Annotated in this window: 23 protein-coding genes; 16 read left to right on the top strand and 7 right to left on the bottom strand. The window is 60.9% G+C overall.

Going from position 1 to position 23,367, the window contains the following annotated elements; genetic code table 11:
- Window positions 1-163: 163 nt before the first annotated feature.
- Window positions 164-1,474 (top strand): MFS transporter, encoded by a 1,311-nt coding sequence (locus CAF90_RS15340; RefSeq protein ID WP_085607282.1) that lies wholly within the window; start codon window positions 164-166, stop codon window positions 1,472-1,474.
- A 60-nt stretch (window positions 1,475-1,534) separates the two neighbouring features.
- Entirely contained in the window at window positions 1,535-2,338 is an 804-nt protein-coding gene (locus CAF90_RS15335; protein ID WP_007950852.1) for an IclR family transcriptional regulator, read from the top strand.
- Window positions 2,339-2,342: 4 nt separating this feature from the next.
- Here CAF90_RS15335 and CAF90_RS15330 read toward each other — a convergent pair whose 3' ends face one another.
- Window positions 2,343-3,395, bottom strand: a complete 1,053-nt coding sequence (locus CAF90_RS15330; RefSeq protein WP_011335405.1) for an NAD(P)-dependent alcohol dehydrogenase — start codon at window positions 3,393-3,395, stop codon at window positions 2,343-2,345.
- 191 nt (window positions 3,396-3,586) lie between these two features.
- Here CAF90_RS15330 and CAF90_RS15325 point away from each other — a divergent pair, with 191 nt between their 5' ends.
- Window positions 3,587-4,477 (top strand): AraC family transcriptional regulator, encoded by an 891-nt coding sequence (locus CAF90_RS15325; protein WP_007950856.1) that lies wholly within the window; start codon window positions 3,587-3,589, stop codon window positions 4,475-4,477.
- 66 nt (window positions 4,478-4,543) lie between these two features.
- Here the strand turns inward: CAF90_RS15325 and CAF90_RS15320 are convergent, their stop codons facing one another.
- Entirely contained in the window at window positions 4,544-6,208 is a 1,665-nt protein-coding gene (locus CAF90_RS15320) for an electron transfer flavoprotein-ubiquinone oxidoreductase (protein ID WP_085607280.1), read from the bottom strand.
- Between the two features lie 525 nt (window positions 6,209-6,733).
- Between CAF90_RS15320 and CAF90_RS15315 the strand changes: the two genes are divergently transcribed.
- The 10 genes from CAF90_RS15315 (at window position 6,734) to CAF90_RS15270 (ending at window position 16,177) form a co-directional block, all read left to right on the top strand.
- Complete coding sequence (locus CAF90_RS15315) at window positions 6,734-7,483, top strand: electron transfer flavoprotein subunit beta/FixA family protein (RefSeq protein ID WP_007950859.1); 750 nt, start codon at window positions 6,734-6,736, stop codon at window positions 7,481-7,483.
- A gap of 2 nt (window positions 7,484-7,485) precedes the next feature.
- Window positions 7,486-8,415 (top strand): electron transfer flavoprotein subunit alpha/FixB family protein, encoded by a 930-nt coding sequence (locus CAF90_RS15310; protein ID WP_007950863.1) that lies wholly within the window; start codon window positions 7,486-7,488, stop codon window positions 8,413-8,415.
- An 80-nt stretch (window positions 8,416-8,495) separates the two neighbouring features.
- Window positions 8,496-9,332: an ABC transporter substrate-binding protein gene (locus CAF90_RS15305; protein WP_085607278.1), complete on the top strand. Its 837-nt coding sequence runs from the start codon at window positions 8,496-8,498 to the stop codon at window positions 9,330-9,332.
- 9 nt (window positions 9,333-9,341) lie between these two features.
- Window positions 9,342-9,698: a DUF4398 domain-containing protein gene (locus CAF90_RS15300; RefSeq protein ID WP_170929392.1), complete on the top strand. Its 357-nt coding sequence runs from the start codon at window positions 9,342-9,344 to the stop codon at window positions 9,696-9,698.
- Window positions 9,695-10,507, top strand: coding sequence for an OmpA family protein (locus CAF90_RS15295; RefSeq protein WP_007950867.1), 813 nt, complete (start codon window positions 9,695-9,697; stop codon window positions 10,505-10,507). Before CAF90_RS15300 ends, CAF90_RS15295 begins: the two co-directional genes overlap by 4 nt.
- A gap of 201 nt (window positions 10,508-10,708) precedes the next feature.
- The gene (locus tag CAF90_RS15290) at window positions 10,709-12,148 is read left to right on the top strand and encodes a PLP-dependent aminotransferase family protein (protein WP_007950868.1); all 1,440 of its coding nucleotides are present in this window, start codon (window positions 10,709-10,711) and stop codon (window positions 12,146-12,148) included.
- 74 nt (window positions 12,149-12,222) lie between these two features.
- Entirely contained in the window at window positions 12,223-12,702 is a 480-nt protein-coding gene (locus tag CAF90_RS15285) for a translation initiation factor 2 (RefSeq protein ID WP_085607276.1), read from the top strand.
- Window positions 12,703-12,868: 166 nt separating this feature from the next.
- A complete protein-coding gene (locus CAF90_RS15280) occupies window positions 12,869-13,123 on the top strand; it encodes a YkgJ family cysteine cluster protein (protein ID WP_007950870.1) in 255 nt (84 codons plus the stop codon).
- Between the two features lie 41 nt (window positions 13,124-13,164).
- Window positions 13,165-13,770 (top strand): START domain-containing protein, encoded by a 606-nt coding sequence (locus CAF90_RS15275; RefSeq protein WP_007950871.1) that lies wholly within the window; start codon window positions 13,165-13,167, stop codon window positions 13,768-13,770.
- A 313-nt stretch (window positions 13,771-14,083) separates the two neighbouring features.
- Entirely contained in the window at window positions 14,084-16,177 is a 2,094-nt protein-coding gene (locus tag CAF90_RS15270) for an LTA synthase family protein (RefSeq protein ID WP_085607274.1), read from the top strand.
- A gap of 60 nt (window positions 16,178-16,237) precedes the next feature.
- On the opposite strand, the gene CAF90_RS15265 is transcribed toward CAF90_RS15270, so the two are convergent.
- Window positions 16,238-16,396 (bottom strand): DUF3309 family protein, encoded by a 159-nt coding sequence (locus CAF90_RS15265; protein WP_169432680.1) that lies wholly within the window; start codon window positions 16,394-16,396, stop codon window positions 16,238-16,240.
- 256 nt (window positions 16,397-16,652) lie between these two features.
- On the opposite strand from CAF90_RS15265, the gene CAF90_RS15260 reads away from it, so the two are divergent.
- From CAF90_RS15260 to csrA, 3 genes are all read left to right on the top strand, one after another.
- Window positions 16,653-17,468 (top strand): SDR family oxidoreductase, encoded by an 816-nt coding sequence (locus CAF90_RS15260; RefSeq protein ID WP_007950873.1) that lies wholly within the window; start codon window positions 16,653-16,655, stop codon window positions 17,466-17,468.
- 64 nt (window positions 17,469-17,532) lie between these two features.
- Complete coding sequence (locus CAF90_RS15255) at window positions 17,533-17,865, top strand: YnfA family protein (protein WP_085607272.1); 333 nt, start codon at window positions 17,533-17,535, stop codon at window positions 17,863-17,865.
- Window positions 17,866-18,003: 138 nt separating this feature from the next.
- Window positions 18,004-18,189, top strand: a complete 186-nt coding sequence (gene csrA / locus CAF90_RS15250) for a carbon storage regulator CsrA (RefSeq protein ID WP_007950875.1) — start codon at window positions 18,004-18,006, stop codon at window positions 18,187-18,189.
- 6 nt (window positions 18,190-18,195) lie between these two features.
- On the opposite strand, the gene CAF90_RS15245 is transcribed toward csrA, so the two are convergent.
- From CAF90_RS15245 to CAF90_RS15230, 4 genes are all read right to left on the bottom strand, one after another.
- Window positions 18,196-18,423 carry a YheU family protein gene (locus CAF90_RS15245; protein WP_003192759.1) on the bottom strand — a complete coding sequence of 76 codons (228 nt, stop codon included), beginning with the start codon at window positions 18,421-18,423 and terminating at the stop codon, window positions 18,196-18,198.
- 59 nt (window positions 18,424-18,482) lie between these two features.
- Entirely contained in the window at window positions 18,483-19,673 is a 1,191-nt protein-coding gene (locus CAF90_RS15240; protein WP_007950879.1) for an osmoprotectant NAGGN system M42 family peptidase, read from the bottom strand.
- 61 nt (window positions 19,674-19,734) lie between these two features.
- Window positions 19,735-21,480: an N-acetylglutaminylglutamine synthetase gene (ngg, locus tag CAF90_RS15235; protein WP_085607270.1), complete on the bottom strand. Its 1,746-nt coding sequence runs from the start codon at window positions 21,478-21,480 to the stop codon at window positions 19,735-19,737.
- 3 nt (window positions 21,481-21,483) lie between these two features.
- Window positions 21,484-23,256 carry an N-acetylglutaminylglutamine amidotransferase gene (locus tag CAF90_RS15230; RefSeq protein ID WP_085607268.1) on the bottom strand — a complete coding sequence of 591 codons (1,773 nt, stop codon included), beginning with the start codon at window positions 23,254-23,256 and terminating at the stop codon, window positions 21,484-21,486.
- Window positions 23,257-23,367: the final 111 nt, after the last annotated feature.

Below are 23,367 nucleotides of genomic sequence, written 5' to 3'. Positions count from 1 at the left end.
TCCCACGTCGAGGCGTCGAACCGCCCGCGTGGGAATGCCTCAATGGACGTTCTGCGTCCGCTCTTGGGACGCAGAGCGTCCCGGGCTGCATTCCCACGCGGAGCGTGGGAACGATCTCGCCAACAACCCCCGACCTCAATAAACATAAGAAGAGGCGCTCCCCATGCAACCGCAAACCCTCACCGGGCAAGCGACGTTAGTCACGCCCAGCCGCAAGCGATTTTTCATCATGGTGTTGCTGTTCATCACCGTGGTCATCAACTACCTCGACCGCAGCAACCTGTCGATTGCCGCCCCGGCACTGACGACGGATCTGGGCATCGACCCGGTGCACGTCGGGCTGATCTTTTCCGCCTTCGGCTGGACCTACGCCGCCATGCAGATCCCCGGCGGCTGGCTGGTGGATCGGGTGCCACCGCGCATCCTGTACAGCGTTGCGCTGCTGTTGTGGTCGCTGGCCACGGTGATGCTCGGTTTCGCCGCCAGTTTCATCGCCCTGTTCGTGCTGCGCATGGCGGTCGGTGCGCTGGAAGCACCGGCGTATCCGATCAACAGCCGCGTGGTGACGACCTGGTTTCCCGAGCGTGAGCGGGCCACGGCCATCGGCTTCTATACCTCCGGGCAGTTTGTCGGGCTGGCGTTTCTGACCCCGGTGCTGGCGTGGCTGCAACATGAGTTTGGCTGGCACATGGTGTTTGTCGCGACCGGCGCGGTGGGCATTGTCTGGGCGGCGATCTGGTACGCGGTGTATCGCGAACCGCGTGATTTCAAAGGCGCCAACCAAGGCGAAATCGATCTGATCCGCGAGGGCGGCGGGCTGGTGGATATCGCCGCCGAAACCGCCAAGGTGAGGGCGAAATTCAGCTGGACCGATCTCGGCATCGTCCTGAGCAAACGCAAGTTGTGGGGGATCTACCTCGGCCAGTTCTGCCTGAATTCGACGCTGTGGTTTTTCCTGACCTGGTTCCCGACCTACCTGGTGAAGTATCGCGGAATGGACTTCATCAAGTCCGGCCTGCTGGCGTCGCTGCCGTTTCTCGCCGCGTTCATCGGCGTGCTGTGCTCCGGGTTCTTCTCCGACTTCCTGATCCGTCGCGGCTGCACCGTCGGGTTTGCACGCAAGCTGCCGATCATTGGCGGGCTGCTGATTTCCACCTCGATCATCGGCGCCAACTTCGTCGAATCGACGCCGTTGGTGATTGCCTTTTTGGCGCTGGCGTTTTTCGGCAATGGGCTGGCGTCGATCACCTGGTCTCTGGTCTCGACACTGGCGCCGGCGCGGTTACTGGGCTTGACCGGCGGGGTGTTCAACTTCATCGGCAACCTGTCGGCGATTGCCACGCCGATTGTCATCGGCTTCCTGGCCAGCGGCGATTCGTTCGCACCGGCGATCACCTACATCGCGGTTCTGGCATTGATTGGTGCTTTGTCCTACGTGCTGCTGGTGGGCAAGGTCGAGCGCATCGAGTTGTAGTCGGCCATGCCGGGCGACCATAATGCCGCCCGTTCCCTCGCTCAACGCTAAAGGCTGGATATGCAGGAAGACGCCCCAAAAACCGCCAAGGACGCCGCGCCGACCGGCACCCAGACCCTGCTTCGCGGGTTGGGTGTGGTGCAGGCCGTCGCCAGTGGCGCCCGCGATCTCAAAGAGATTGCCCGCCTGATCGGTACCACGCGCAGTACCACTCATCGTCTGGCCAGTTGTCTGGTGGACGAGCGCTACCTGCGCGTCGTGCCGCAAGTCGGTTATCTGCTGGGGCCGAAGCTGATCGAACTGGGTTTCCAGGCGCGCGAAGAGTTGCCGCTGGTGACCCTGGCCGGTCCGTATCTGGACGAGTTGTCGGCGCTGACCGGCGACACCGTTCACTTGGGGATTCGCGAAGGCGACGAGGTGCTTTATTTGCTGAAGAATCCGGGACGCAACGGCCCGGAAATGCGCTCGCGGGTCGGCCATCGCATGCCGTTGGCGCGGACCGGGATCGGCAAGGCCTTGATGCTGGATGACGCGCCGCAGGACTGGCAGCGTCTGTACGACATCAGTCTGCCGGCGGGTGGGAAAAGTCAGTTCTGGCCGCAGCATCCCCAGCAGTCGTGGGAGCAGCTGGAGCAGCGGATGACCGAATACGTGGCCGGCGGCTACGCGTTCGATCTGGAAGACAACGAGCCGTCGATCCGTTGCGTGGCGGCGCCGATCCGCGACGCGAGCAAGCGCATCGTCGCGGCGATCAGCATCGCCAGCACCGTGCCGTACATGCCGCTGGAAAAAATGGCCGAGCTGATTCCCCTGATCAAAGGGGTCACAGCCCGGCTCTCGGCGGAGCTAGGCTTGAAGGTCTGAGGAATCAGAGCTTCAGAGTCGCCATGTCGATGACGAAACGATACTTCACGTCGCCGGCGATCATGCGGGCGTAGGCTTCGTTGATCTGGCGGATGTCGAGCATTTCGATGTCGCAGCTGATGTTGTGCTCGGCGCAGAAATCCAGCACTTCCTGGGTTTCAGCGACGCCACCGATCAACGAACCGGCCAATACGCGACGACCCAGCACCAGTTTCGCGGCGTGAACCGGCGGATCGATCGGTTCGATCAGGCCCACCAGAATGTGCACGCCGTCGAAGCGCAGGGTGTCGAGGTACGGGTTGAGATCGTGCTGCACCGGAATGGTGTCCAGCAGGAAGTCGAAACGACCGGCTGCAGCTTTCATCTGCTCTTCGTCGGTGGACACGATCACATGATCGGCGCCCTGACGACGACCTTCCTCGGCCTTGCTCGCCGAGCGGGTGAACAACGTCACTTCAGCGCCCATGGCCTTGGCGAACTTGATGCCCATGTGGCCGAGGCCGCCCATGCCCAGAATCCCGACCTTGTCGCCGGCCTTCACGCCGTAGTGCTTGAGCGGCGAGTAAGTGGTGATGCCAGCGCAGAGAATCGGTGCGGCAGCCGCCAGATCCAGCTTCTCTGGAATGCGCACCACGAAGTGCTCGCTGACCACGATGCTGTCCGAATAACCGCCCATGGTGTTGCTGCCATCGACCCGGTCCGGAGTGGCGTAGGTCATGGTCGGGCCTTCGAGGCAGTATTGCTCGAGGTTCGACTGGCAGGCTTCGCAGGTGCGGCAGGAGTCGACCATGCAGCCGACGCCGACCAGATCGCCGACCTTGTGCTTGGTGACATTCGCACCGACGGCGGTGACTTTTCCGACGATCTCGTGGCCGGGCATCAACGGGTAAACGGCGATGCCCCATTCGTTGCGCGCCTGGTGGATGTCGGAGTGGCAGACGCCGCAGTACAGAATTTCGATGGCGACGTCGTCGGCCCGTGGGCTGCGGCGTTCGAACTTCATCGGGGCGAGGGGCGTGGTGGCCGTTTGAGCGGCATAGCCGATGGCGGTGTACATGTGAAACCTCGCAAAAGCAGTGACAAGTGAGGCGGCGCATTCTGGGCGCCGTCCGGTCGTCCGGCCATGGCGATTCCTCCGGGTGTCATGCCTAATCCTCCGGCATGCGGGGTTGATCGGTCGCATTGGCAAAAGGATCTGCGATGATGCTTTCATCCCTTTTTTCGTGATTTTTTCTGAAGAGCTACCCGATGCAATTGACCCGTCACCTTGATGCCAACGCCACCCTGGTTTCGCTGATCGAACCGCTGGCGCTGCGCGATGGTTACAGCCAGACCGGGCTGCCGGGCGTGCAGGTGTTGCGCGCCAGTTGCGATGTCGCCCGTGGTCCGCACATTTATGAACCGAGCCTGATGATCATCGCCCAAGGCAGCAAACTGGCGTATCTGGGGCCGCGCACCATGGAGTACGGCGCCGGGCATTACCTGATTCAGGCGTTGCCGGTGCCGTTCGAGTGCGAGACCTACGCGTTGCCGGACGCGCCGTTGCTCGGCGTGTCGGTGGCGATCGACCGGGTGCTGCTCGGTGAACTGGTGCTGGCCATGGGGCTGGCGCCGGGGCGGCATATTCCGGCGCAGACACCGGAGTCGATGACTTCGGTGGTGCTCGACGATGACATGCGCGGTTGCGTCGAACGCTTGCTGCGCTGTCTGCACGATCCGCTGGAGTGCCAGATTCTCGGGCCGGCGCGGGTGCGGGAGTTGTTGTTCGTAGCCTTGCGCGGTCCCCAGGCCGATGTGCTGCGGGCATTGGTGGAGCAGCAGGGTCAGTTTGCCCGGGTGGCGGCTTCGATCAGCCATTTGCACTCGCACTACACCGAACCGTTGAACGTCGAGACGCTGGCCAGTTGCGCGAACATGAGCGTTTCGACCTTTCATGAGCATTTCAAACGCAGCACGTTGCTGTCGCCGGTGCAGTATCTGAAGCGTTTACGTTTATTGAAGGCGCAGACGTTGTTGATCGCCGAAGGACTGGGAGTGGCGCAGGTGGCGCATCGGGTGGGGTATCAGAGCACGTCGCAGTTCAGTCGCGAGTACAAACGCTATTTCGAGCGCAGCCCTGGGGATGAGCGAGCGGCTTGATCTTCAGCAAATCGCGGGCAACAAAAAGGCCCCCGTTTCGGGAGCCTTGATGTTCAGCAATTCGACTTACATGTTCGGGTAGGTCGGGCCGCCGGCGCCTTCCGGCGTCACCCAGGTGATGTTCTGCGAAGGGTCCTTGATGTCACAGGTCTTGCAGTGCACGCAGTTCTGGGCGTTGATCTGGAAGCGCTTCTCGCCGTCTTCCTTGGTGATCACTTCATACACACCGGCCGGGCAGTAGCGCTGTGCCGGCTCGTCGTACAGCGGCAGGTTCTTGCTCAGCGGGATAGTCGGGTCGGTCAGTTTCAGGTGGCACGGCTGTTCTTCTTCATGGTTGGTACCGGAGATGAACACCGAGCTCAGCTTGTCGAAGCTGATCTTGCCGTCGGGTTTCGGGTAGTCGATCTTCTTGCAGTCGGCCGCGAGCTTGAGGCAGGCGTAGTCAGGCTTGGTGTCGTGCAGGGTGAACGGCAGTTTGCCGCCGAAGATGTTCTGATCCAGCCAGTTGAAACCGCCGCCGACGATGGCGCCGAACTTGTGGATCGCCGGGCCGAAGTTGCGGCTGGCGAACAGTTCTTCGTAGAGCCAGCTCTTCTTGAAGGCGTCAACGTAAGTGGTCAGCTCTTCGGTGCCGTCCTTTTCAGCGAACAGCGCATCAGCCACGGATTCAGCGGCGAGCATGCCGGACTTCATCGCGGTGTGGCTGCCCTTGATCTTGGCGAAGTTCAGGGTGCCGAGGTCGCAACCGATCAGTGCGCCGCCCTTGAACACCATCTTCGGCAGCGAGTTCAGGCCACCTTTGCAGATTGCACGTGCGCCGTAGCTGATGCGCTTGCCGCCTTCCAGGTACTGCTTGAGTACCGGGTGATGCTTGAGGCGCTGGAATTCGTCGAACGGCGACAGGTAGGTGTTGCTGTAGGAAAGATCGACGATCAGACCGACCACCACCTGGTTGTTTTCCAGGTGATAGAGGAAGGAACCGCCGGTGTTCTCGGTGCCCATGATGTCCATCGGCCAACCGGCGGTGTGCACCACCAGGCCTGGCTGGTGTTTGGACGGGTCGATTTCCCAGATTTCCTTCAGGCCGATGCCGTAGTGCTGGGCGTCGGCGTCGCTGTCGAGGTTGTAGCGCTTGATCAGTTGCTTGCCGATGTGGCCACGGCAGCCTTCGGCGAACAGCGTGTATTTGCCACGCAGTTCCATGCCAGGGGTGTACAGGCCTTCTTTCGGGTGACCTTCGCGGTCGACGCCGAGGTCGCCGGTGATGATCCCGCGCACCACGCCGTTTTCATCGATCAGCGCTTCCTGAGCGGCGAAGCCCGGGTAGATTTCCACGCCCAGGTTTTCAGCCTGCTGAGCGAGCCAGCGGCACAGGTTGCCGAGGGAGATAATGTAGTTGCCTTCGTTGTGCATGGTCTTGGGCACAAAGAAGTCAGGAATTTTCTGCGCGCTTTCGGCGTTTTTCAGCACGAAAATGTCATCGCGGGTGACTGGCGTGTTCAGCGGAGCGCCGAGTTCTTTCCAGTCCGGGAACAGTTCGTTCAGGGCACGTGGTTCGAATACGGCACCGGACAGGATGTGCGCGCCGACTTCGGAGCCTTTTTCGACCACGCAGACGCTGATTTCCTTACCGGCTTCGGCGGCCTTCTGCTTCAGACGGCAGGCGGCGGACAGGCCAGCGGGGCCGGCACCGACGATGACCACGTCGAATTCCATGTATTCGCGTTCCACAGGCTATCTCCTACTCAAGGCTCAACAGTTTTTTTTCTAATTTGGAGGTTCGGTGTCGTATCCGTTATTGCCTTTACGTTAACGTCAAGGCTAATAATGGGCAAACCACCTTTCTCTCTAGGCGGCGCATTATATCTACACCACTCCTAGCGTCCAATACAAACGTTTGTTTGAATCGGCTCCAGCCCAGAGAAATCAAAGAAGCGCGGCTTATGACAGGGCATTTTGGCGTATTGACCAGAATGGGCGTTCCGGTCAAGATACGGGCGGTTTTGCGCTCGCCGTAGGCTGAATGGTGGTTTCAAGAGCACCTCTAAAGACAGGGCGTAGGCGGTAACCGGTGATGCGCAGCGCAGGTTCGGCGCGCAGTTTACACACCGCGAAGCGGCATGACTCGTCGGTCACGACTGACGAACGGTCATCCCGCTCAGCCGGCGTTTTTAGAGGTGCCCTTGTGCCCGATGAGCATCAACCGCCAGGTTCGCCTAGGCGACTTTCTTTTCACCGGAGAGTAACGAGGAATCCATGAAGGTTCTTGTAGCTGTCAAACGCGTTGTGGATTACAACGTCAAGGTTCGCGTCAAGGCGGACAATTCCGGCGTAGACCTCGCCAACGTCAAGATGTCGATGAACCCGTTCTGCGAAATCGCAGTGGAAGAAGCCGTACGCCTGAAAGAAAAAGGCGTTGCGACTGAAATCGTCGTCGTCTCCATCGGCCCGTCCACCGCTCAGGAACAGCTGCGTACCGCACTGGCTCTGGGTGCCGACCGCGCCATCCTCGTCGAATCCGCTGAAGACCTGACTTCCCTGGCCGTGGCCAAGCTGCTCAAGGCCGTGGTCGACAAGGAACAGCCTCAGCTGGTGATCCTGGGCAAACAGGCCATCGACAGCGACAACAACCAGACCGGCCAGATGCTCGCTGCACTGAGCGGCTACGGTCAGGGCACTTTCGCCTCGAAAGTCGAAGTCTCCGGCGACAGCGTTGCCGTGACCCGCGAAATCGACGGCGGCGCGCAGACCGTTTCCCTGAAACTGCCAGCGATCGTCACCACCGACCTGCGTTTGAACGAGCCGCGCTACGCGTCCCTGCCAAACATCATGAAAGCCAAGAAGAAGCCTCTCGAGACGCTGACTCCGGACGCTTTGGGCGTTTCCACCGCCTCCACCAACAAGACCCTGAAAGTCGAAGCGCCGGCTGCACGCAGCGCGGGCATCAAGGTCAAGTCGGTGGCTGAACTGGTCGAGAAACTGAAAAACGAAGCGAAGGTAATCTGATCATGACTATCTTGGTAATCGCCGAACACGACAACAAGGTGCTGGCTCCGGCCACCCTGAACACCGTGGCTGCCGCTGCCAAAATCGGCGGCGACATCCACGTTCTGGTTGCAGGCCAGGGCGCTGGCGCCGTGGCTGAAGCCGCCGCGAAAATCGCTGGCGTGAGCAAAGTCCTGAACGCTGACAATGCTGCCTACGCGCATCAGCTGCCGGAAAACGTTGCTCCTCTGGTAGCAGAGCTGGGCGCTGGCTACAGCCACATCCTGGCTGCCGCCACTTCCAACGGCAAAAACATCCTGCCGCGCGTTGCTGCCCAGCTGGACGTTGACCAGATCTCCGAGATCATCTCGGTAGAAAGCGCTGATACCTTCAAGCGTCCGATCTACGCCGGTAACGCCATCGCTACCGTGCAATCGACCGCTGCGATCAAAGTGATCACCGTGCGTGCCACCGGTTTCGACCCGGTTGCCGCTGAAGGTGGTTCGGCTGCCGTTGAATCCGTTGCCGCTGCTCACAACGCCGGCACTTCCAGCTTCGTCAGCGAAGAACTGGCCAAGTCCGATCGTCCTGAGCTGACCGCTGCCAAGATCGTCGTTTCCGGCGGCCGCGGCATGCAGAACGGCGACAACTTCAAACACCTGTACGCTCTGGCCGACAAGCTGGGTGCTGCTGTGGGTGCATCCCGCGCCGCGGTCGACGCAGGTTTCGTACCGAACGACATGCAGGTCGGTCAGACCGGCAAGATCGTTGCGCCACAGCTGTACATCGCCGTCGGTATTTCCGGCGCGATCCAGCACCTGGCCGGCATGAAAGACTCCAAAGTGATCGTTGCGATCAACAAGGACGAAGAAGCGCCGATCTTCCAGGTGGCCGATTACGGCCTGGTGGCGGATCTGTTCGAAGCCGTACCTGAGCTGGAGAAGCTGGTCTAATTCGGCCGCTTCACTTATAAAGAGCCCGACCTTTTGGTCGGGCTTTTTTTTGTCTCGGATTTGAGTGGGAGCGTTTCGCCATGGATCTGCATCGTCGGTTGGGCTGCTCGTGGTTGCTGGGGCTGGCATTGTTGCCGGGCCTGTCGGTGGCGGCGGGCAAATGCGAGCGGCTGGTCGTCACCGGCAGCCCGGATGCACCGCCGTATCTCTGGCAGGATCCGCAGAACCCCAAACAACTGATCGGTGCCAGCGCCGACCTGTTGCAACAGGTGGCGAAAGAGCTGGGGATCAAAGTCGATCTGCTGTACGCCGGCAAGCGTTCCCAGGCCCTCGACGAAGTGCGCAGCGGGCGCATGGACATGCTGGCTGACGCGCCGCTGACCTTCAACGAGCTAGAAAACCTCGACTATATACACCCGCCGTTGCTGGAAAACGACTATCTAGTTTGGACCCGCAAGGGGTCGACTCTGGTCTACAGCGAAGCGAAGGATCTCCAGGGCCATCAAGGAGGCTTGTCGGAAAAGTCTCGAATGACCCCGGCATTCGGCACTTTCGCCGAGCAGCAATTGACCCTGACCCGTACGGCAAACCTGACCCAGGCGTTTCAGAAACTTCTGCTGGGCGAGGTGGAATATGTACTCGCCGGTCGCTACTCAGGCATGGCGGCCGCGCAGGCACTGGGCATGGCCAATGATCTGCTGGCTTTTGAACAACCCATCGACCGGCCCGGTCTGTTCCTCGCGGTTTCGCACAACTCGGCCTGCAACGATCCGTGGTTGCGCGGACAGTTGGCCAAAAAGATGACAGAATTGCCCGCGTCCGGCCTGACGGAAGCCGCGCTGCAACGCAACATCGAGCGATGGAAGGCGCAGCAGCAACAGCCGCCGCAACCACCTGTCAGCGCCCCAAAACAGTAGGGATTCTTAGTGAGTAATCGACTTCTTTTCGCGGCCATGGCCGTTCTGGCCCTGGCCGGTTGCGCCAGCGATCCGGCACCCAACGAACAAATGCGCCTGACCGAGCAGGCCCTTGAGCAAGCCAAAGCCGTGGGCGCCACCGCCGAAGACGTGCCGGAAATGAAACTGGCAGAAGACAAGTTCAACCGGGCCAAAGGCAGCATGGCGGGTGAGTCCTACAAGAATGCGCGGATGCGATTCGAACAGGCCGAACTCGACGCACGTCTGGCGGAAGCCAAAGTGTTGACCCAGAAGAGCGAAGAGCAAGTGAACGTGCTCAACACCCGCATCGTCCGACTGCGCAAGCAACTGGGGGATGCCCAATGAGCCTGAAGTCCAAAGCCCTCGGCACTCTGATCCTCGCCGGTTGCGCCAGTCTTTACGGCTGCGCCGGTCAGCACAGCGAATCCGCATTGCAGCAGGCCAGCACCGACTTCCAGAAGGTCAAGGAAGATTCCAACGTGCTGCGTATCGCGCCGAAAGACGTGATCCGCGCCGGTGAGTCCCTGGCCCGTGCCGATCGTCTGTCGACGTACTGGGGCAGTGGCTCGGACGTGGTGCATTACGCCTACCTGAGCCAGCGCTACAGCGAAATCGCCCGTGAGCACACCAATCAGGTGCTCAACGAAGAGCGTGTGGCGAAGCTGGAGCTGGAGCGCCAGCGCCTGCAACTGGCCTTGCGCGAGTCCAAACTGCTGAGCGTGCAACAGCAGGGCAAATGGCTGGAAGAGCAGATCGTCGCGCTGGCCACCACCCAGACCGATCGTGGTCTGGTGATGACCCTCGGTGACGTGCTGTTCGATACCGGTGAAGCCGAGCTGAAAAACTCGGCCAACCGCGTGGTGCTGAAGATCGTGCAGTTCCTGCAACTCAACCCGAAACGCATCGTGCGCATCGAGGGCTACACCGACAGCACCGGCGGCAAGCAGGAAAACCTCAAGCTGTCCCGTGATCGCGCGCAGTCGGTGGCTGACGTGCTGACGGACCTGGGCATCGACGAAAAACGCATTCAGGTCGAAGGCTACGGCGACGAATATCCGGTGGACGCCAACGCTTCCGAGCGTGGGCGTGCGCAGAACCGTCGAGTGGAAATCGTGTTCTCCGACGAAAAAGGCCAGCTCGGCGCCGCCCGCTGAGGGTGGCGTTACTGGAAAGCCCGGGCTGTCAGGCAGCACCGGGCTTTTTTACGTCTGTCGATTACCTCACAAAGCAGTACAGATTTAACCGACACAGCACTGTATGGTTGACTAATATGGCAACTGTCCCAGTACACTTCCAAACTGTTCCGGTATTGTTTCACACAAGAATAAAACGCCCGTGAAATCGAGTGCTGCGTCATGACCAATCTCTTGCTCTACCAACGTATTGCTCAACAGCTGGCCGAAGATATCCGCCGTGGCGTCTATCAACCGGGCGAGCGCGTGCCTTCGGTGCGCAAGATGAGTTCGCAGCTCAACGTCAGCCATGCCACCGTGTTGCAGGCTTACGCGAACCTCGAGGATCAGGGCCTGATCCGCGCGCGGCCGCAGTCCGGTTACTATGTCCACCAGACTCCCGCACTGACGGCGCCCACGCCGGACATTGCCCGGGTCGAGCGGCCAGGCCTGGTCACCCGCAGCAGTATCATTCAACAAGTATTGGTCGAGTCCCGTCGTGAAGGCGTGTTCCCGCTGGGGGCGGCGGTGCCGAGTGTCGATTACTTGCCGGTACGCGCCCTGCATCAGCAACTGGCCAAGGTCACCCGCTTTCACAGCCCTCGGGCGTTCAGCTACATGTTCAGCCCGGGTTTCGAGCCGCTGCGCCGGCAGGTGGCGATTCGCATGCGTGATGCAGGTGTGGTGGTTGACCCGTCGGAAGTGGTGATCACCCACGGCTGTGTCGACGCATTGCAGATGTCGTTGCGAGTGCTGACCCGCCCCGGCGACCTGATCGCCGCCGAATCCCCCACCTATTACGGGTTGCTGCAACTGGCCGATCTGCTGGGCCTGAAAGTCATCGAGATCCCCAGCGACCCCGCCACCGGCATGAGCCTCGAAGCCCTGCAACTGGCGGCCAATCAATGGTCGATCAAGGCGCTGGTGCTGACCACTCGCCTGAGCAATCCACTCGGCGGCACCATGCCCGAAGAGCGGCAGAAACAACTGCTGCGCCTGGCCTCGGACTTCGACATCCAGATCGTCGAAGACGACATCTATGGCGAGTTGATGTTCGAGCAGGGCCGCACCAAGTCTCTCAAGGCCTACGACCGGCTCGACCGGGTGATCTACTGCTCGAGTTTTTCCAAGACGTTATCGCCCGGTGTACGCATCGGCTGGATGATCGCCGGCAAGTACCAGCAGGAAATCCAGCGCTTGCAGACTTTCAGCACCCATTCGGCGTGCAGCGTTACGCAAATGGCCATCGCGGCGTACCTGGAAAACGGCGGCTATGACCGGCATTTAAGGTACATCCGCCAGGAATACCGAAAAAATCTCAGCGCGTTTCAACTGGCAGTCCAGCAGTACTTTCCCGAAGGCACGCAGATGACCCGGCCCACCGGCGGATTCATTCTGTGGGTCAGTCTGCCAGGGCGGGTCAATACCCAGGAATTGCACGTGCGGGCGCTGCAACAGGGCATCAGCATTGCGCCGGGCCTGATCTTCAGCAACACGGAACAGTTCAACCACTGCATCCGGTTGAACTGTGGCATCCCGTGGAATCGCGAGGCGGAACGGGCGCTGATGACCCTCGGAATGCTGGCGACACAGCTCTGCCAGGAGATGGCCGGCGGATTTTGAAACAATGGCGGAGCTTGTCATGTGGCGTCCAACAGGCGAGCATATGGCCCTCTGCCGTTAGCTTCGTTGGGTTCATGAAAGCGAAATTTTCTGCCGTCTGGGTTGTGCTCTGCCTGTTGATGATGGGCCATGTGCCTGGCGCCATGGCGGCCGCGGCTCAGGAAAAGACGCCGGCCGCTGCCGCCGCGAAAAAACCGGTCACGGCCAAGAAAACCGTTCCAGCGAAAAAAGCACCGCAGAAAAAGGCTGCTCCCGCCAAGAAGCGCGCTCCGGTCGCTTCCAAGTCGAAGTCGGCGAAAGAAGTGGCCAAGACGCCATTGCCGTCCGCGAAGCTCGATTTGAGTCTTCCCAAAGACATGGTTCAGGAGTTGAAGCCTCCTGGCTCCGTGACGCTGCCCAAGCGCGAACCGATCCTGCCGCAGATGTTCGGCGACAAGAACAGCGGGTTCCAGCTCAACGGCCGTTTGCTCAGCAACGAAATGCAGTTGCAGCTGCGTAACGAAGAGCGCCGGGAAGTCGAAGGCGCGGCGCTGGATTTCGAGTTCAAGCAATAAATCGTCCCCGTCGGTGACCCGCAGACCAGACGCTTTGTCGGAGACTGGTCAGTCACTTTCGTTTCTGCGTAAAAACCCCGGTTCAGGCAATTTAAAACAGCCGTTTAAGCGGTTACCCTGTTCCGCGTCCCTTTAACACATTGCCCGCTGCGAGGAATGCGTCGTCATGAAATGCCGTGAAGGCTGTGGCGCCTGCTGCATTGCCCCTTCCATCAGTTCGCCGATTCCAGGCATGCCCGATGGCAAACCTGCCGGTGAACGCTGCGTTCAGTTGTCGGTCGATAACCTGTGCAACATTTTCGGCCGACCGGAACGTCCGGCGGTCTGCTCAGGATTCAAGGCCGATCCCGAAGTCTGCGGCAGCAGCCAGGAAGACGCGATCAGACTGCTCGGCTGGTGGGAGCAGATGACGGCGGCGTGATGTGTCAAACGAACGGAACTTCAACAATAAGGAATAAGACTATGGGTTCGCTGCATCGTATCGCTGTGTTGTGTGGTTTGACGGCCGTGCTGGCCACCTCGGCCGCCCAGGCTGAAGACTGGAAAGTCGCCAAGAACGAGGACGGCATCAAGGTCTCCCTGAGCGAAGTGCCGGGTTCGGACTACAAGTCTTATCAGGGCGTGACCGTGATGAAGACCACCATCGCCAAACTGCGCGCCTTGCAGGAAGACGTCTCCGGTGCGTGCGCGTGGATTCACGAGTGCAAGACCCAGAAACTGCTCAAGCACGAAGGCGACCAGAGCTGGACCTACACTCAGTTCAACACGCCATGGCCGGTGACTCCGCGCGATTCGATCCTGCATGTCACCACTGTTGAAGGCGCCGATGGCAGCCTGACCCGTAATCTGGAAGGCGTGCCGAAGTACCTGCCTGAAGAAAAGGGCTTTGTGCGGGTTGCTCAAGTCAAAGGCTTCTGGAAGTTCGTACCAAAAGGCGACCAGGTTGAAGTGACCTATCAGGTTCACACCGAGCCGGGCGGCAGCGTGCCGTCGATGATCGCCAACAAGTTTGTGGTCGATGCACCGTTCAACACCCTGAAAGCCTTGAAAGAACGCGCCGAGAAGTAACGGTCGCGTTCATCTGTAAACGCCCCGAAGAACTCGGGGCGTTTTGTTATCCAGGTTTATTGTGTTTCCAGATATGCGTTGGACGAAATTTTCACAAAGTCTCCAAGACAATTCGCCCGCGCTGTCTGCACCTGTCCCGGTGCGCCGTGCCTTGAATGAAAGCGTCCGGCAACGGGCACTAATCAATGGCAATGCCGCCGGTGATCGTGCAACATTTGCGCTCCGCGCAAGCCCCGGGGCCTGGAATGGCCAACAGAGGGCAGGGCGCAGCTGAATTTTTGCAACTTCAACTTCCAATGGGTCCTAAAACGACATGGCAAACCCGGACGCCCTGAGTCAGCAGCGATCTTCCAGTCGCCTGCTGCAACCGACCGTCAAATCGCATCTGGCCTACACGCTCCTGTGCGCGCTGGTCATGATGGTGATGTTTTCCGTGCTGCGCCTCGCGCTGCTGGTCTACAACCGCGAGATGATCCTCGACACCCCGGCCTCGACCTTCCTCGAAGCCTTCGCCAACGGCCTGCGCTTCGATATTCGCCTGGTGGTGTATGTCTGCATTCCGCTGGTGCTGGCGCTGTTCAGTGCCCGGGCCATGGCGGCGCGCGGGTTCTTCCGTCTGTGGCTGACCGTCGCTTCGAGCATCGCGCTGTTCCTCGGCCTGATGGAGATGGACTTCTATCGCGAGTTCCACCAGCGCCTCAACGGCTTGGTGTTCCAGTACGTGAAGGAAGACCCGAAAACCGTGATGAGCATGCTCTGGTACGGTTTCCCGGTGGTGCGCTACCTGCTGGCCTGGGCCGTGGGCACGCTGATCCTGACCCTGGCGTTCAAGGGCGCCGACCGTCTGACCCGTCCGCGTGGCCCGTTCAGCGGTGGCAACGTCGGCACCCGTCAAGTGGCGCCATGGTATGCGCGTCTGGCGGTGTTCGTGGTGTGCCTGCTGATTTGTGTGGTCGCCGCTCGCGGCACCCTGCGTCAAGGCCCGCCGCTGCGCTGGGGTGACGTGTACACCACCGATTCGAACTTCGCCAACCAGCTCGGCCTCAACGGCACGCTGTCGCTGATCGCGGCGGCCAAGGACCGGATGGGCGAGGATCGCGACAACATCTGGAAAGCCACGCTGCCGCAGGATCAGGCGCAGAAAGTGGTTCGCGAAATGCTGATGACGTCGGACGACAAACTGGTGGATGCCGATATCGCCGCCGTGCGTCGTGAATACACGCCGCCTGCCGACAAGATCCTGCCGATCAAGAACGTCGTCGTGATCCTGATGGAAAGCATGGCCGGTCACTCGGTGGGCGCACTGGGCGCGCCGGGCAACATCACGCCGTACCTCGACAAGCTGTCGAAGGAAGGCCTGCTGTTCGACCGTTTCTTCTCCAACGGCACCCATACCCACCAGGGCATGTTCGCCACCATGGCCTGCTTCCCGAACCTGCCGGGTTTCGAATACCTGATGCAGACCCCGGAAGGCAGCCACAAACTGTCCGGCCTGCCGCAGTTGCTCAGCGCTCGTGACTATGACGACGTGTACGTCTACAACGGCGACTTTGCCTGGGACAACCAGTCCGGTTTCTTCAGCAATCAGGGCATGACCAACTTCGTCGGCCGCAACGACTTCGTGAACCCGGTGTTCTCCGATCCGACCTGGGGCGTGTCCGACCAGGACATGTTCGACCGTGGTCTGGTGGAGCTCAAGGCGCGCGAAAACGGCAAGCCGTTCTACGCGCTGCTGCAGACCCTGTCCAACCACACGCCGTACGCCTTGCCGACACCGTTGCCGGTCGAGCGCGTGACTGACCGTGGCCCGCTCAACGAGCACCTGACCGCCATGCGTTATTCGGACTGGGCGCTGGGTCAGTTCTTCGAGAAGGCCCGCAAGGAGCCGTACTTCAAGGAAACCCTGTTCGTCATCGTCGGCGACCACGGCTTCGGCAACGAGCGTCAGATCACCGAAATGGACCTGGGCCGTTTCAACGTGCCGATGCTGATGATCGCACCGGGCATCCAGGAAAAATTCGGTACTCGTGACCACACCGTGGGTACGCAGATCGACATCGTGCCGACCATCATGGGTCGCCTCGGCGGCGAAGTGCGCCATCAGTGCTGGGGCCGCGATCTGCTGAACCTGCCGCAGGGTGACACCGGTTTCGGTGTGATCAAGCCGTCGGGCAGCGAGCAGACCACCGCCATCGTCACCGCCGACCAGATCCTGGTGCTGCCGAAAGAGAAGGAAATGGCACCGAAGATCTATCAGTACGAACTGGGCGCGAACCCGCACGCCGAAGTGGTACCGGATGCACCGCGCACTGCCGAGCTGAAACTCAAGCTCGAAGCGTTCCTGCAAACGGCCACCAAGAGCCTGATCGACAACACCGCCGGTGTGATTAACGGCAAGCCGGACTGATCATTCGGCGCAATAAAAAAGAGGCCCTTGAAGGGCCTCTTTTTTTTGTCGGTCAAACAGTCATATCCGACCGAGTAACAACAGCACCAACAGTACTACCAGCACCACACCGATAATGCCCGAAGGGCCATAACCCCAACTTCTGGAGTGCGGGAAGACCGGCAGACCACCGATCAGCAACAGGATCAGGATAATGATTAGAATTGTGCCCATGTCTATTTCCTTGTTGATAGTGTCTGTGAAGTCTTGGTGTTCAAGGGCGGCTGGAAGTTGAACTAAATCCAGACGGCTTACAAATTCCGACTGGTGCGCATGAAAGAAAATTCAATGTTTTTTTAAGGTATTTGGCTCGCGTGCTTATTTCGTTTGTTGTCGCGGTTTGCCCTCGCCATTCAGCAATCTGATGGAGCGTGGGTCGCTGCGGATCCTTCGCTACACTCCGCGCATCTTCCCCGGAACAACAAGGCTGTCTGCTATGCAAAATCGCATGATGATCACTGGCGCGGGCTCAGGCCTGGGTCGCGAAATCGCGCTGCGCTGGGCGCGTGAAGGCTGGCAACTGGCCTTGTCCGACGTCAGCGAGCCCGGTTTGCAAGAGACCCTGAAACTGGTTCGCGAGGCCGGCGGCGACGGTTTCATCCAGCGCTGCGACGTGCGTGATTACAGCCAGCTCACCGCGTTTGCCCAGGCCTGCGAAGTGAAACTTGGCGGCATCGACATCATCGTCAACAACGCCGGTGTGGCCTCGGGCGGTTTCTTCAGCGAGTTGTCGCTGGAAGACTGGGACTGGCAGATCGCGATCAACCTGATGGGCGTGGTCAAGGGCTGCAAAGCGTTCCTGCCGCTGCTGGAACAGAGCAAGGGCAAGATCATCAACATCGCCTCGATGGCCGCGCTGATGCAGGGCCCGGCGATGAGCAACTACAACGTGGCCAAGGCTGGAGTGGTGGCGCTGTCGGAGAGCCTGTTGATCGAACTGGCCCAACAGGAAGTCGGGGTTCATGTGGTCTGCCCGTCATTCTTCCAGACCAATCTGCTGGATTCTTTCCGTGGCCCGACGCCGGCGATGAAAGCCCAGGTCGGCAAGTTGCTGGAAAGTTCGCCGATCACCGCCAGCGATATTGCCGATTACATCTATAAGCAAGTCGCAGCCGGCGAGTTCATGATTCTGCCCCACGAACAAGGGCGCATGGCCTGGGCGCTCAAACAGAAGAACCCGCAGTTGCTGTACAACGAAATGACCGCGATGGCCGAAAAGATGCGCGCCAAGGCCAAACAGAACAACGGCTGAACTTGCCCGGGGTTCGTCGCATCGTTAGGGTGGCCGCAACAGTCACCCTGACGAGATGTCTTGCATGCTCAATTACCTGTGGTTCTTCCTCGCCGCGCTGTTCGAAATCGCCGGCTGTTTCGCGTTCTGGATGTGGTTGCGCCAGGGCAAGAGCGCCCTCTGGGTGATCCCGGCGCTGATCAGCCTGACTCTCTTTGCGCTGCTGTTGACGCGCATCGAAGCGACCTACGCCGGTCGCGCCTACGCCGCTTACGGTGGCATCTACATCATTGCTTCGATTGGCTGGCTGGCGGTGGTCGAGCGCGTCCGCCCGTTGGGTTCGGACTGGATCGGTGTGGCGCTGTGTGTGATCGGGGCCAGTGTGATCCTGTTCGGGCCACGGTTTTCCGCGAGCTGAATCTTGCAGCCCTGAAGGAAACGTCTGAAGGCTTGCGCGACCTGACGCGTAGGGAATGACTGAATTGCCCGGCGTGCATTGTAGGGCGGTCGAAACCCGCGCATCTTCAAGACTCGCAAACCTTGAAGGACACCTCCCATGCTTGTACTCAGCCGTGTTGTCGGTGAACTGATTTCCATCGGCGACAACATCACTCTGCGCGTTCTGGCGGTCAACGGCTCCAGCGTGCGGTTCGGCGTCGAAGCGCCGGAGCAGGTCGGCGTGCATCGCGCCGAGGTCTACGAACGGATTCAGCGCAAACAGGCCAGCGGCAAGGGCCGCTGACCGTTTTCAGTCGAACAGGTGCTTGGGCACGTCGTGCTTGAGCATCAACTGGCATTGCTCGCTTTCCGGATCGAAAACGATGAGCGCCTGGCCTTTGGTCAGCGCCTGGCGAACCCGCAGTACGCGGGTTTCCAGCGGCGTGTCGTCACCGTTGTCGGTACCGTCGCGGGTGACGAAATCCTCGATCAGGCGGGTGAGGGTGTCGACTTCGAGCGCGTCGTAGGGAATCAGCATGGGCACCTCGGCTAAATCAATGTCGGGATGCTACGGCGAATGATCGCCGAGGGCCAGACTCAACTGTCCGAGCGTTGCCCCACCAGGCTGTCCACCGATGGCACACGGGTGTCGCTCTCCATCTGCGTTTCGTGTTCGATCTGATGACTGAAGCGGTCCAGTGATCCAGTGGCCGGTTGCGCATCGCTGGCAAATACCGGCGGACTCAGAATGTACGCCCCCAACAAGCGACTGAGCGCCGCGAGGCTGTCGATGTGCGTGCGTTCGTAGCCGTGGGTTGCGTCGCAGCCGAAGGCGAGCAGGGCGGTGCGAATGTCGTGACCTGCAGTGACCGCCGAATGGGCGTCGCTGAAGTAATAGCGGAACAGGTCGCGGCGCACCGGCAGTTCGTGCTCACCGGCAAGGCGCAACAGGTGGCGCGACAGGTGATAGTCGTAAGGCCCGCCGGAATCCTGCATCGCCACGCTCACCGCATGTTCGCTGGAGTGCTGGCCCGGCGCGACCGGGGCGATGTCGATGCCGACGAACTCGCTGACGTCCCACGGTAACGCGGCCGCTGCGCCGCTGCCGGTTTCCTCGGTGATGGTGAACAGCGGATGGCAATCGATCATCAACTCCTGACCGCTGTCGACGATGGCTTTCAGCGCTGCCAGCAGAGCGGCGACGCCGGCCTTGTCGTCCAGATGGCGGGCGCTTATGTGGCCACTTTCGGTGAATTCCGGCAGCGGATCGAACGCCACCACATCACCCACGCTGATGCCCAGCGAATCACAATCGGCGCGGGTCGCGCAGTAGGCGTCCAGACGCAGCTCGACGTGATCCCAACTGATCGGCATCTCGTCCACGGCTGTATTGAAGGCATGCCCGGAAGCCATCAATGGCAACACGCTGCCGCGAATCACACCGTTGTCGGTGAACAGGCTGACGCGGCTACCCTCGGCGAACCGGCTCGACCAGCAGCCCACCGGCGCCAGGGTCAGTCGCCCGTTGTCTTTCACCGCGCGCACGGCGGCGCCGATGGTGTCCAGGTGTGCCGAGACCGCCCGGTCGGGGCTGTTTTTCTTGCCCTTGAGGGTGGCGCGGATCGTGCCGCGACGGGTCATCTCGAAGGGAATGCCAAGTTCCTCCAGACGCTCGGCGACGTAACGCACGATGGTGTCGGTGAATCCGGTAGGGCTGGGAATGGCGAGCATTTCCAGCAGGACTTTCTGCAGGTAGTTCAGATCCGGTTCGGGAATTTGGGTGGTCATGGAAACTCCTGTTGCGGGGCGTCATTCGCGCGTTGAACGCGCGAATGACGCCGAAGAGAGATCAAACGGCCGGCTGACTGTGCGGAAACAACAGATCGACAAACCGCTCGGCCGTCGGTTGCGGCTCGTGGTTGGCGAGACCCGCCCGCTCGTTGGCTTCGATGAACACGTACGCCGGTTGATCCGCCGCCGGCACCATCAGGTCGAGGCCGACCATCGGGATCTCCAGCGCTCGGGCCGCGCGCACTGCAGCGTCGGCCAGGGTCGGGTGCAGAATCGCCGTGACGTCTTCCAGCGTGCCGCCGGTGTGCAGGTTCGCGGTGCGCCGCACGAACAGATGCTCCCCGGCCGGCAGGATGCTGCTGTAGTCGTAACCGGCCGCGTGCAGGGTGCGTTGGGTTTCGTGGTCCAGCGGGATTTTGCTTTCGCCGCTGGTGGCTGCTTGTCTGCGTCGGCTCTGCGCTTCAATCAACGCGCCGATGGAATGATGACCGTCGCCGACCACTTCCGCCGGGCGGCGGATCGCCGCTGCAACCACCTCGAAACCGATCACCAGAATCCGCAGGTCGAAGCCTTCGTGGAAGCTTTCGAGCAGCACGCGAGTGTCAAACTGTTTGGCGGCTTCGATGGCCTGCTGCACGTCCTCGATGGTTTGCAGATCCACCGCCACGCCTTGACCCTGCTCGCCATCCAGCGGTTTGACCACCACGCGCTGGTACTCGTCGAGAAACGCCAGATTGTCGTCCGCATTCCCCGCCAACTGTTGTGACGGCACATTCAACCCGGCAGCTTTCAGCACGTTATGAGTCAGGCTCTTGTCCTGGCACAGGTTCATGCTGATGGCGCTGGTCAGGTCGCTGAGGGATTCGCGGCAACGCACCCGGCGCCCGCCGTGACTGAGGGTGAACAGCCCGGCGTCGGCGTCATCCACTTGCACGTCGATGCCGCGCCGATGGGCTTCCTCGACGATGATTCGCGCGTAAGGATTGAACTGCGCCTCCGGCCCCGGACCTAGGAACAGCGGCTGATTGATGCCGTTCTTGCGCTTGATGGCGAACGTCGGCAGGTTGCGGAAGCCGAGTTTGGCGTAGAGGTTTTTCGCCAGGCGGTTATCGTGCAACACCGACAGATCGAGGTAGCTCAGACCGCGACTCATGAAGTGCTCGATCAGATGGCGCACCAGCACTTCGCCGACACCGGGGCGCGAACACTGCGGATCGACCGCCAGGCACCACAGACTGCTGCCGTTTTCCGGGTCGTTGTAAGCCTTCTGGTGATTGAGGCCCATGACGCTGCCGATCACCGCGCCGCTGTCGTCGTCTTCCGCCAGCCAGTACACCGGGCCGCCCTGATGGTGCGGGGTGAGCAGGGTGGCATCGATCGGCAGCATGCCGCGCGCCTGATACAGCTGATTGATAGCCTGCCAGTCCGCGTCACTTTGCGCACGGCGAATGCGAAAACCACGAAACACCCGGGTGGCCTGACGATAATCACTGAACCACAAGCGCAGAGTGTCAGACGGGTCGAGAAACAGTTGGGTCGGTTCCAGGCCGAGAATCTGCTGCGGCGCGGCGACGTACAAGGCAATGTCGCGCTCGCCCGGCTGTTCGTTGAGCAGTTCCCGCGCAAGGCTGGCCGGATCGGGAAAAGTGTGGCCGATCAGCAACCGGCCCCAGCCGCAATGCACCGCAATCGGCTCGGCGGCCGGCTCGCTGCCGTCCTCGGCCAGACGCGCCTGCAAGCGTTCGTAGGACGGTGTCTGACCGCGCAGTAGCCGTTGGCTGTAAGCCGTGGCGTGAGGTTTCATCGATCAGATTCCTTGTTCGCTGAGCCACAGATTCAGGGCCGCCAGTTGCCACAGCTTGGAGCCGCGCAACGGGGTCAACTGGCCTTGTGGATCGGTCAGCAATTTGTCGAGCATGGCGGGGTTGAACAGGCCGCGATCCTGACTTGGATCGAGCAGCAGTTCGCGCACCCAGTTCAGGGTATCGCCCTGCAAATGTTTGAGACCCGGCACCGGGAAGTACCCTTTCTTGCGGTCGATCACTTCGCTTGGGATGACCAGTCGCGCGGCTTCTTTCAACACCTGCTTGCCGCCGTCCGGCAGTTTGAATTTGCCCGGAACACGGGCCGACAATTCCACCAGTCGATAGTCAAGAAACGGCGTACGCGCTTCCAGGCCCCAGGCCATGGTCATGTTGTCGACGCGTTTGACCGGGTCGTCCACCAGCATCACTGTGCTGTCCAGGCGCAGGGCCTTGTCGACCGCCGCATCGGCGCCGGGCTGTGCGAAATGTTCCTTCACGAAGTCACCGGCAGCGTCATTGGCGGTCAGCCATTTCGGCTGCACCGTGGCGGCGTAGTCGTCGTAGCTGCGGTCGAAAAACGCCTCGCGATAGGCCGCATACGGATCGGCCGCGCCGTCGACTTGCGGATACCAGTGATAACCGGCGAACAACTCGTCGGCGCCCTGGCCGCTCTGCACCACCTTGCAATGCTTGGCCACTTCGCGGGACAGCAGATAGAAGGCGATGCAGTCGTGGCTGACCATCGGCTCGCTCATGGCGCGGAACGCGGCGGGCAATTGTTCGATGATCTCTTTTTCGTCGATGCGCAGTTGATGGTGCTGGGTGCCGTAGTGCTTGGCGATCAGATCGGAATACTGAAATTCGTCACCGCGCTCGCCACCGGCATCCTGGAAACCGATGGAAAAGGTCGACAGGTTCTCCACGCCAACTTCTCGCAACAGGCCGACGAGCATGCTCGAATCGACGCCGCCGGAAAGCAGCACGCCGACATCCACCGCCGCCCGTTGGCGGATCGCCACGGCTTCGCGGGTGCTGTCGAGCACGCGGTCTCGCCAGTCTTCGAGAGTCAGGTTTTTCTCGTCGTCGTGTGGGCCGTAGGGCAGGGTCCACCAGGTTTTCTGCTCGGTGGTGCCGTCCGCTTCAATGCGCATCCAGCTCGCGGGCGGCAACTTTTCAATGCCCGCCAGCAAGGTGCGCGGCGCTGGCACCACGGCGTGGAAATTCAGGTAATGGTTGAGCGCCACCGGATCGAGGATCGGGTTGATGTCACCGCCCTTGAGCAGCGCGGGCAGGGCCGAGGCAAAGCGCAAACGCTGGCCGGTGCGCGACAGGTACAGCGGCTTCACACCGAGACGGTCGCGGGCGATGAACAGGCGCTGGGCATCGCGCTCCCAGATGGCGAAGGCAAACATGCCGTTGAGTTTCGGCAGCAGCGCTTCGCCCCAGGCGTGATAACCCTTGAGCAGCACTTCGGTGTCGCCGCCGGAGTAGAACGCGTAACCGAGCGCTTCGAGTTCGGCGCGCAGTTCCGGGAAGTTGTAGATCGCGCCGTTGAAGGCCAGGGACAGGCCCAGTTGGCTGTCGATCATCGGCTGCGCCGAGCCGTCCGACAGGTCCATGATTTTCAGGCGTCGATGGCCCAGGGCAATCGGCCCCTGGGCATGAAAGCCCCACGCGTCAGGGCCGCGAGGCGCCAGGTGATGGGTGATTCGCTCGATGGCTGCAAGGTCTGCAGGTTGTTGATCAAAACGTAACTCGCCAGCTAATCCGCACATAAAGTCCTTACCGGTTTTTCCGTTGGGGAGGGTGTCGCTGCACCGCGCCGAAATGGCCGGTACTGAGAAACTGACCCGGCCCGGATGCTGGAGTTTTAGAACGATCAGTTA

Source organism: Pseudomonas sp. B37(2017), from assembly GCF_002112885.1.
In the GTDB taxonomy this organism is placed as follows: Bacteria; Pseudomonadota; Gammaproteobacteria; order Pseudomonadales; family Pseudomonadaceae; genus Aquipseudomonas; species Aquipseudomonas paraglycinae.
Note: the sequence above shows the minus strand (reverse complement) of the source record. Positions and strands in the feature narration are given on the sequence as shown.

Excerpts from the sequence above, each read along its gene's own strand:
- CAF90_RS15340 (WP_085607282.1), top strand. The coding sequence starts at position 164 with ATGCAACCGCAAACCCTCACCGGGCAAGCGACGTTAGTCACGCCCAGC.
- CAF90_RS15335 (WP_007950852.1), top strand. The coding sequence starts at position 1,535 with ATGCAGGAAGACGCCCCAAAAACCGCCAAGGACGCCGCGCCGACCGGC.
- CAF90_RS15330 (WP_011335405.1), bottom strand. The coding sequence starts at position 3,395 with ATGTACACCGCCATCGGCTATGCCGCTCAAACGGCCACCACGCCCCTC.
- CAF90_RS15325 (WP_007950856.1), top strand. The coding sequence starts at position 3,587 with ATGCAATTGACCCGTCACCTTGATGCCAACGCCACCCTGGTTTCGCTG.
- CAF90_RS15315 (WP_007950859.1), top strand. The coding sequence starts at position 6,734 with ATGAAGGTTCTTGTAGCTGTCAAACGCGTTGTGGATTACAACGTCAAG.
- CAF90_RS15310 (WP_007950863.1), top strand. The coding sequence starts at position 7,486 with ATGACTATCTTGGTAATCGCCGAACACGACAACAAGGTGCTGGCTCCG.
- CAF90_RS15305 (WP_085607278.1), top strand. The coding sequence starts at position 8,496 with ATGGATCTGCATCGTCGGTTGGGCTGCTCGTGGTTGCTGGGGCTGGCA.
- CAF90_RS15295 (WP_007950867.1), top strand. The coding sequence starts at position 9,695 with ATGAGCCTGAAGTCCAAAGCCCTCGGCACTCTGATCCTCGCCGGTTGC.
- CAF90_RS15290 (WP_007950868.1), top strand. The coding sequence starts at position 10,709 with ATGACCAATCTCTTGCTCTACCAACGTATTGCTCAACAGCTGGCCGAA.
- CAF90_RS15285 (WP_085607276.1), top strand. The coding sequence starts at position 12,223 with ATGAAAGCGAAATTTTCTGCCGTCTGGGTTGTGCTCTGCCTGTTGATG.
- CAF90_RS15280 (WP_007950870.1), top strand. The coding sequence starts at position 12,869 with ATGAAATGCCGTGAAGGCTGTGGCGCCTGCTGCATTGCCCCTTCCATC.
- CAF90_RS15275 (WP_007950871.1), top strand. The coding sequence starts at position 13,165 with ATGGGTTCGCTGCATCGTATCGCTGTGTTGTGTGGTTTGACGGCCGTG.
- CAF90_RS15270 (WP_085607274.1), top strand. The coding sequence starts at position 14,084 with ATGGCAAACCCGGACGCCCTGAGTCAGCAGCGATCTTCCAGTCGCCTG.
- CAF90_RS15260 (WP_007950873.1), top strand. The coding sequence starts at position 16,653 with ATGCAAAATCGCATGATGATCACTGGCGCGGGCTCAGGCCTGGGTCGC.
- CAF90_RS15255 (WP_085607272.1), top strand. The coding sequence starts at position 17,533 with ATGCTCAATTACCTGTGGTTCTTCCTCGCCGCGCTGTTCGAAATCGCC.
- csrA (WP_007950875.1), top strand. The coding sequence starts at position 18,004 with ATGCTTGTACTCAGCCGTGTTGTCGGTGAACTGATTTCCATCGGCGAC.
- CAF90_RS15245 (WP_003192759.1), bottom strand. The coding sequence starts at position 18,423 with ATGCTGATTCCCTACGACGCGCTCGAAGTCGACACCCTCACCCGCCTG.
- CAF90_RS15240 (WP_007950879.1), bottom strand. The coding sequence starts at position 19,673 with ATGACCACCCAAATTCCCGAACCGGATCTGAACTACCTGCAGAAAGTC.
- ngg (WP_085607270.1), bottom strand. The coding sequence starts at position 21,480 with ATGAAACCTCACGCCACGGCTTACAGCCAACGGCTACTGCGCGGTCAG.
- CAF90_RS15230 (WP_085607268.1), bottom strand. The coding sequence starts at position 23,256 with ATGTGCGGATTAGCTGGCGAGTTACGTTTTGATCAACAACCTGCAGAC.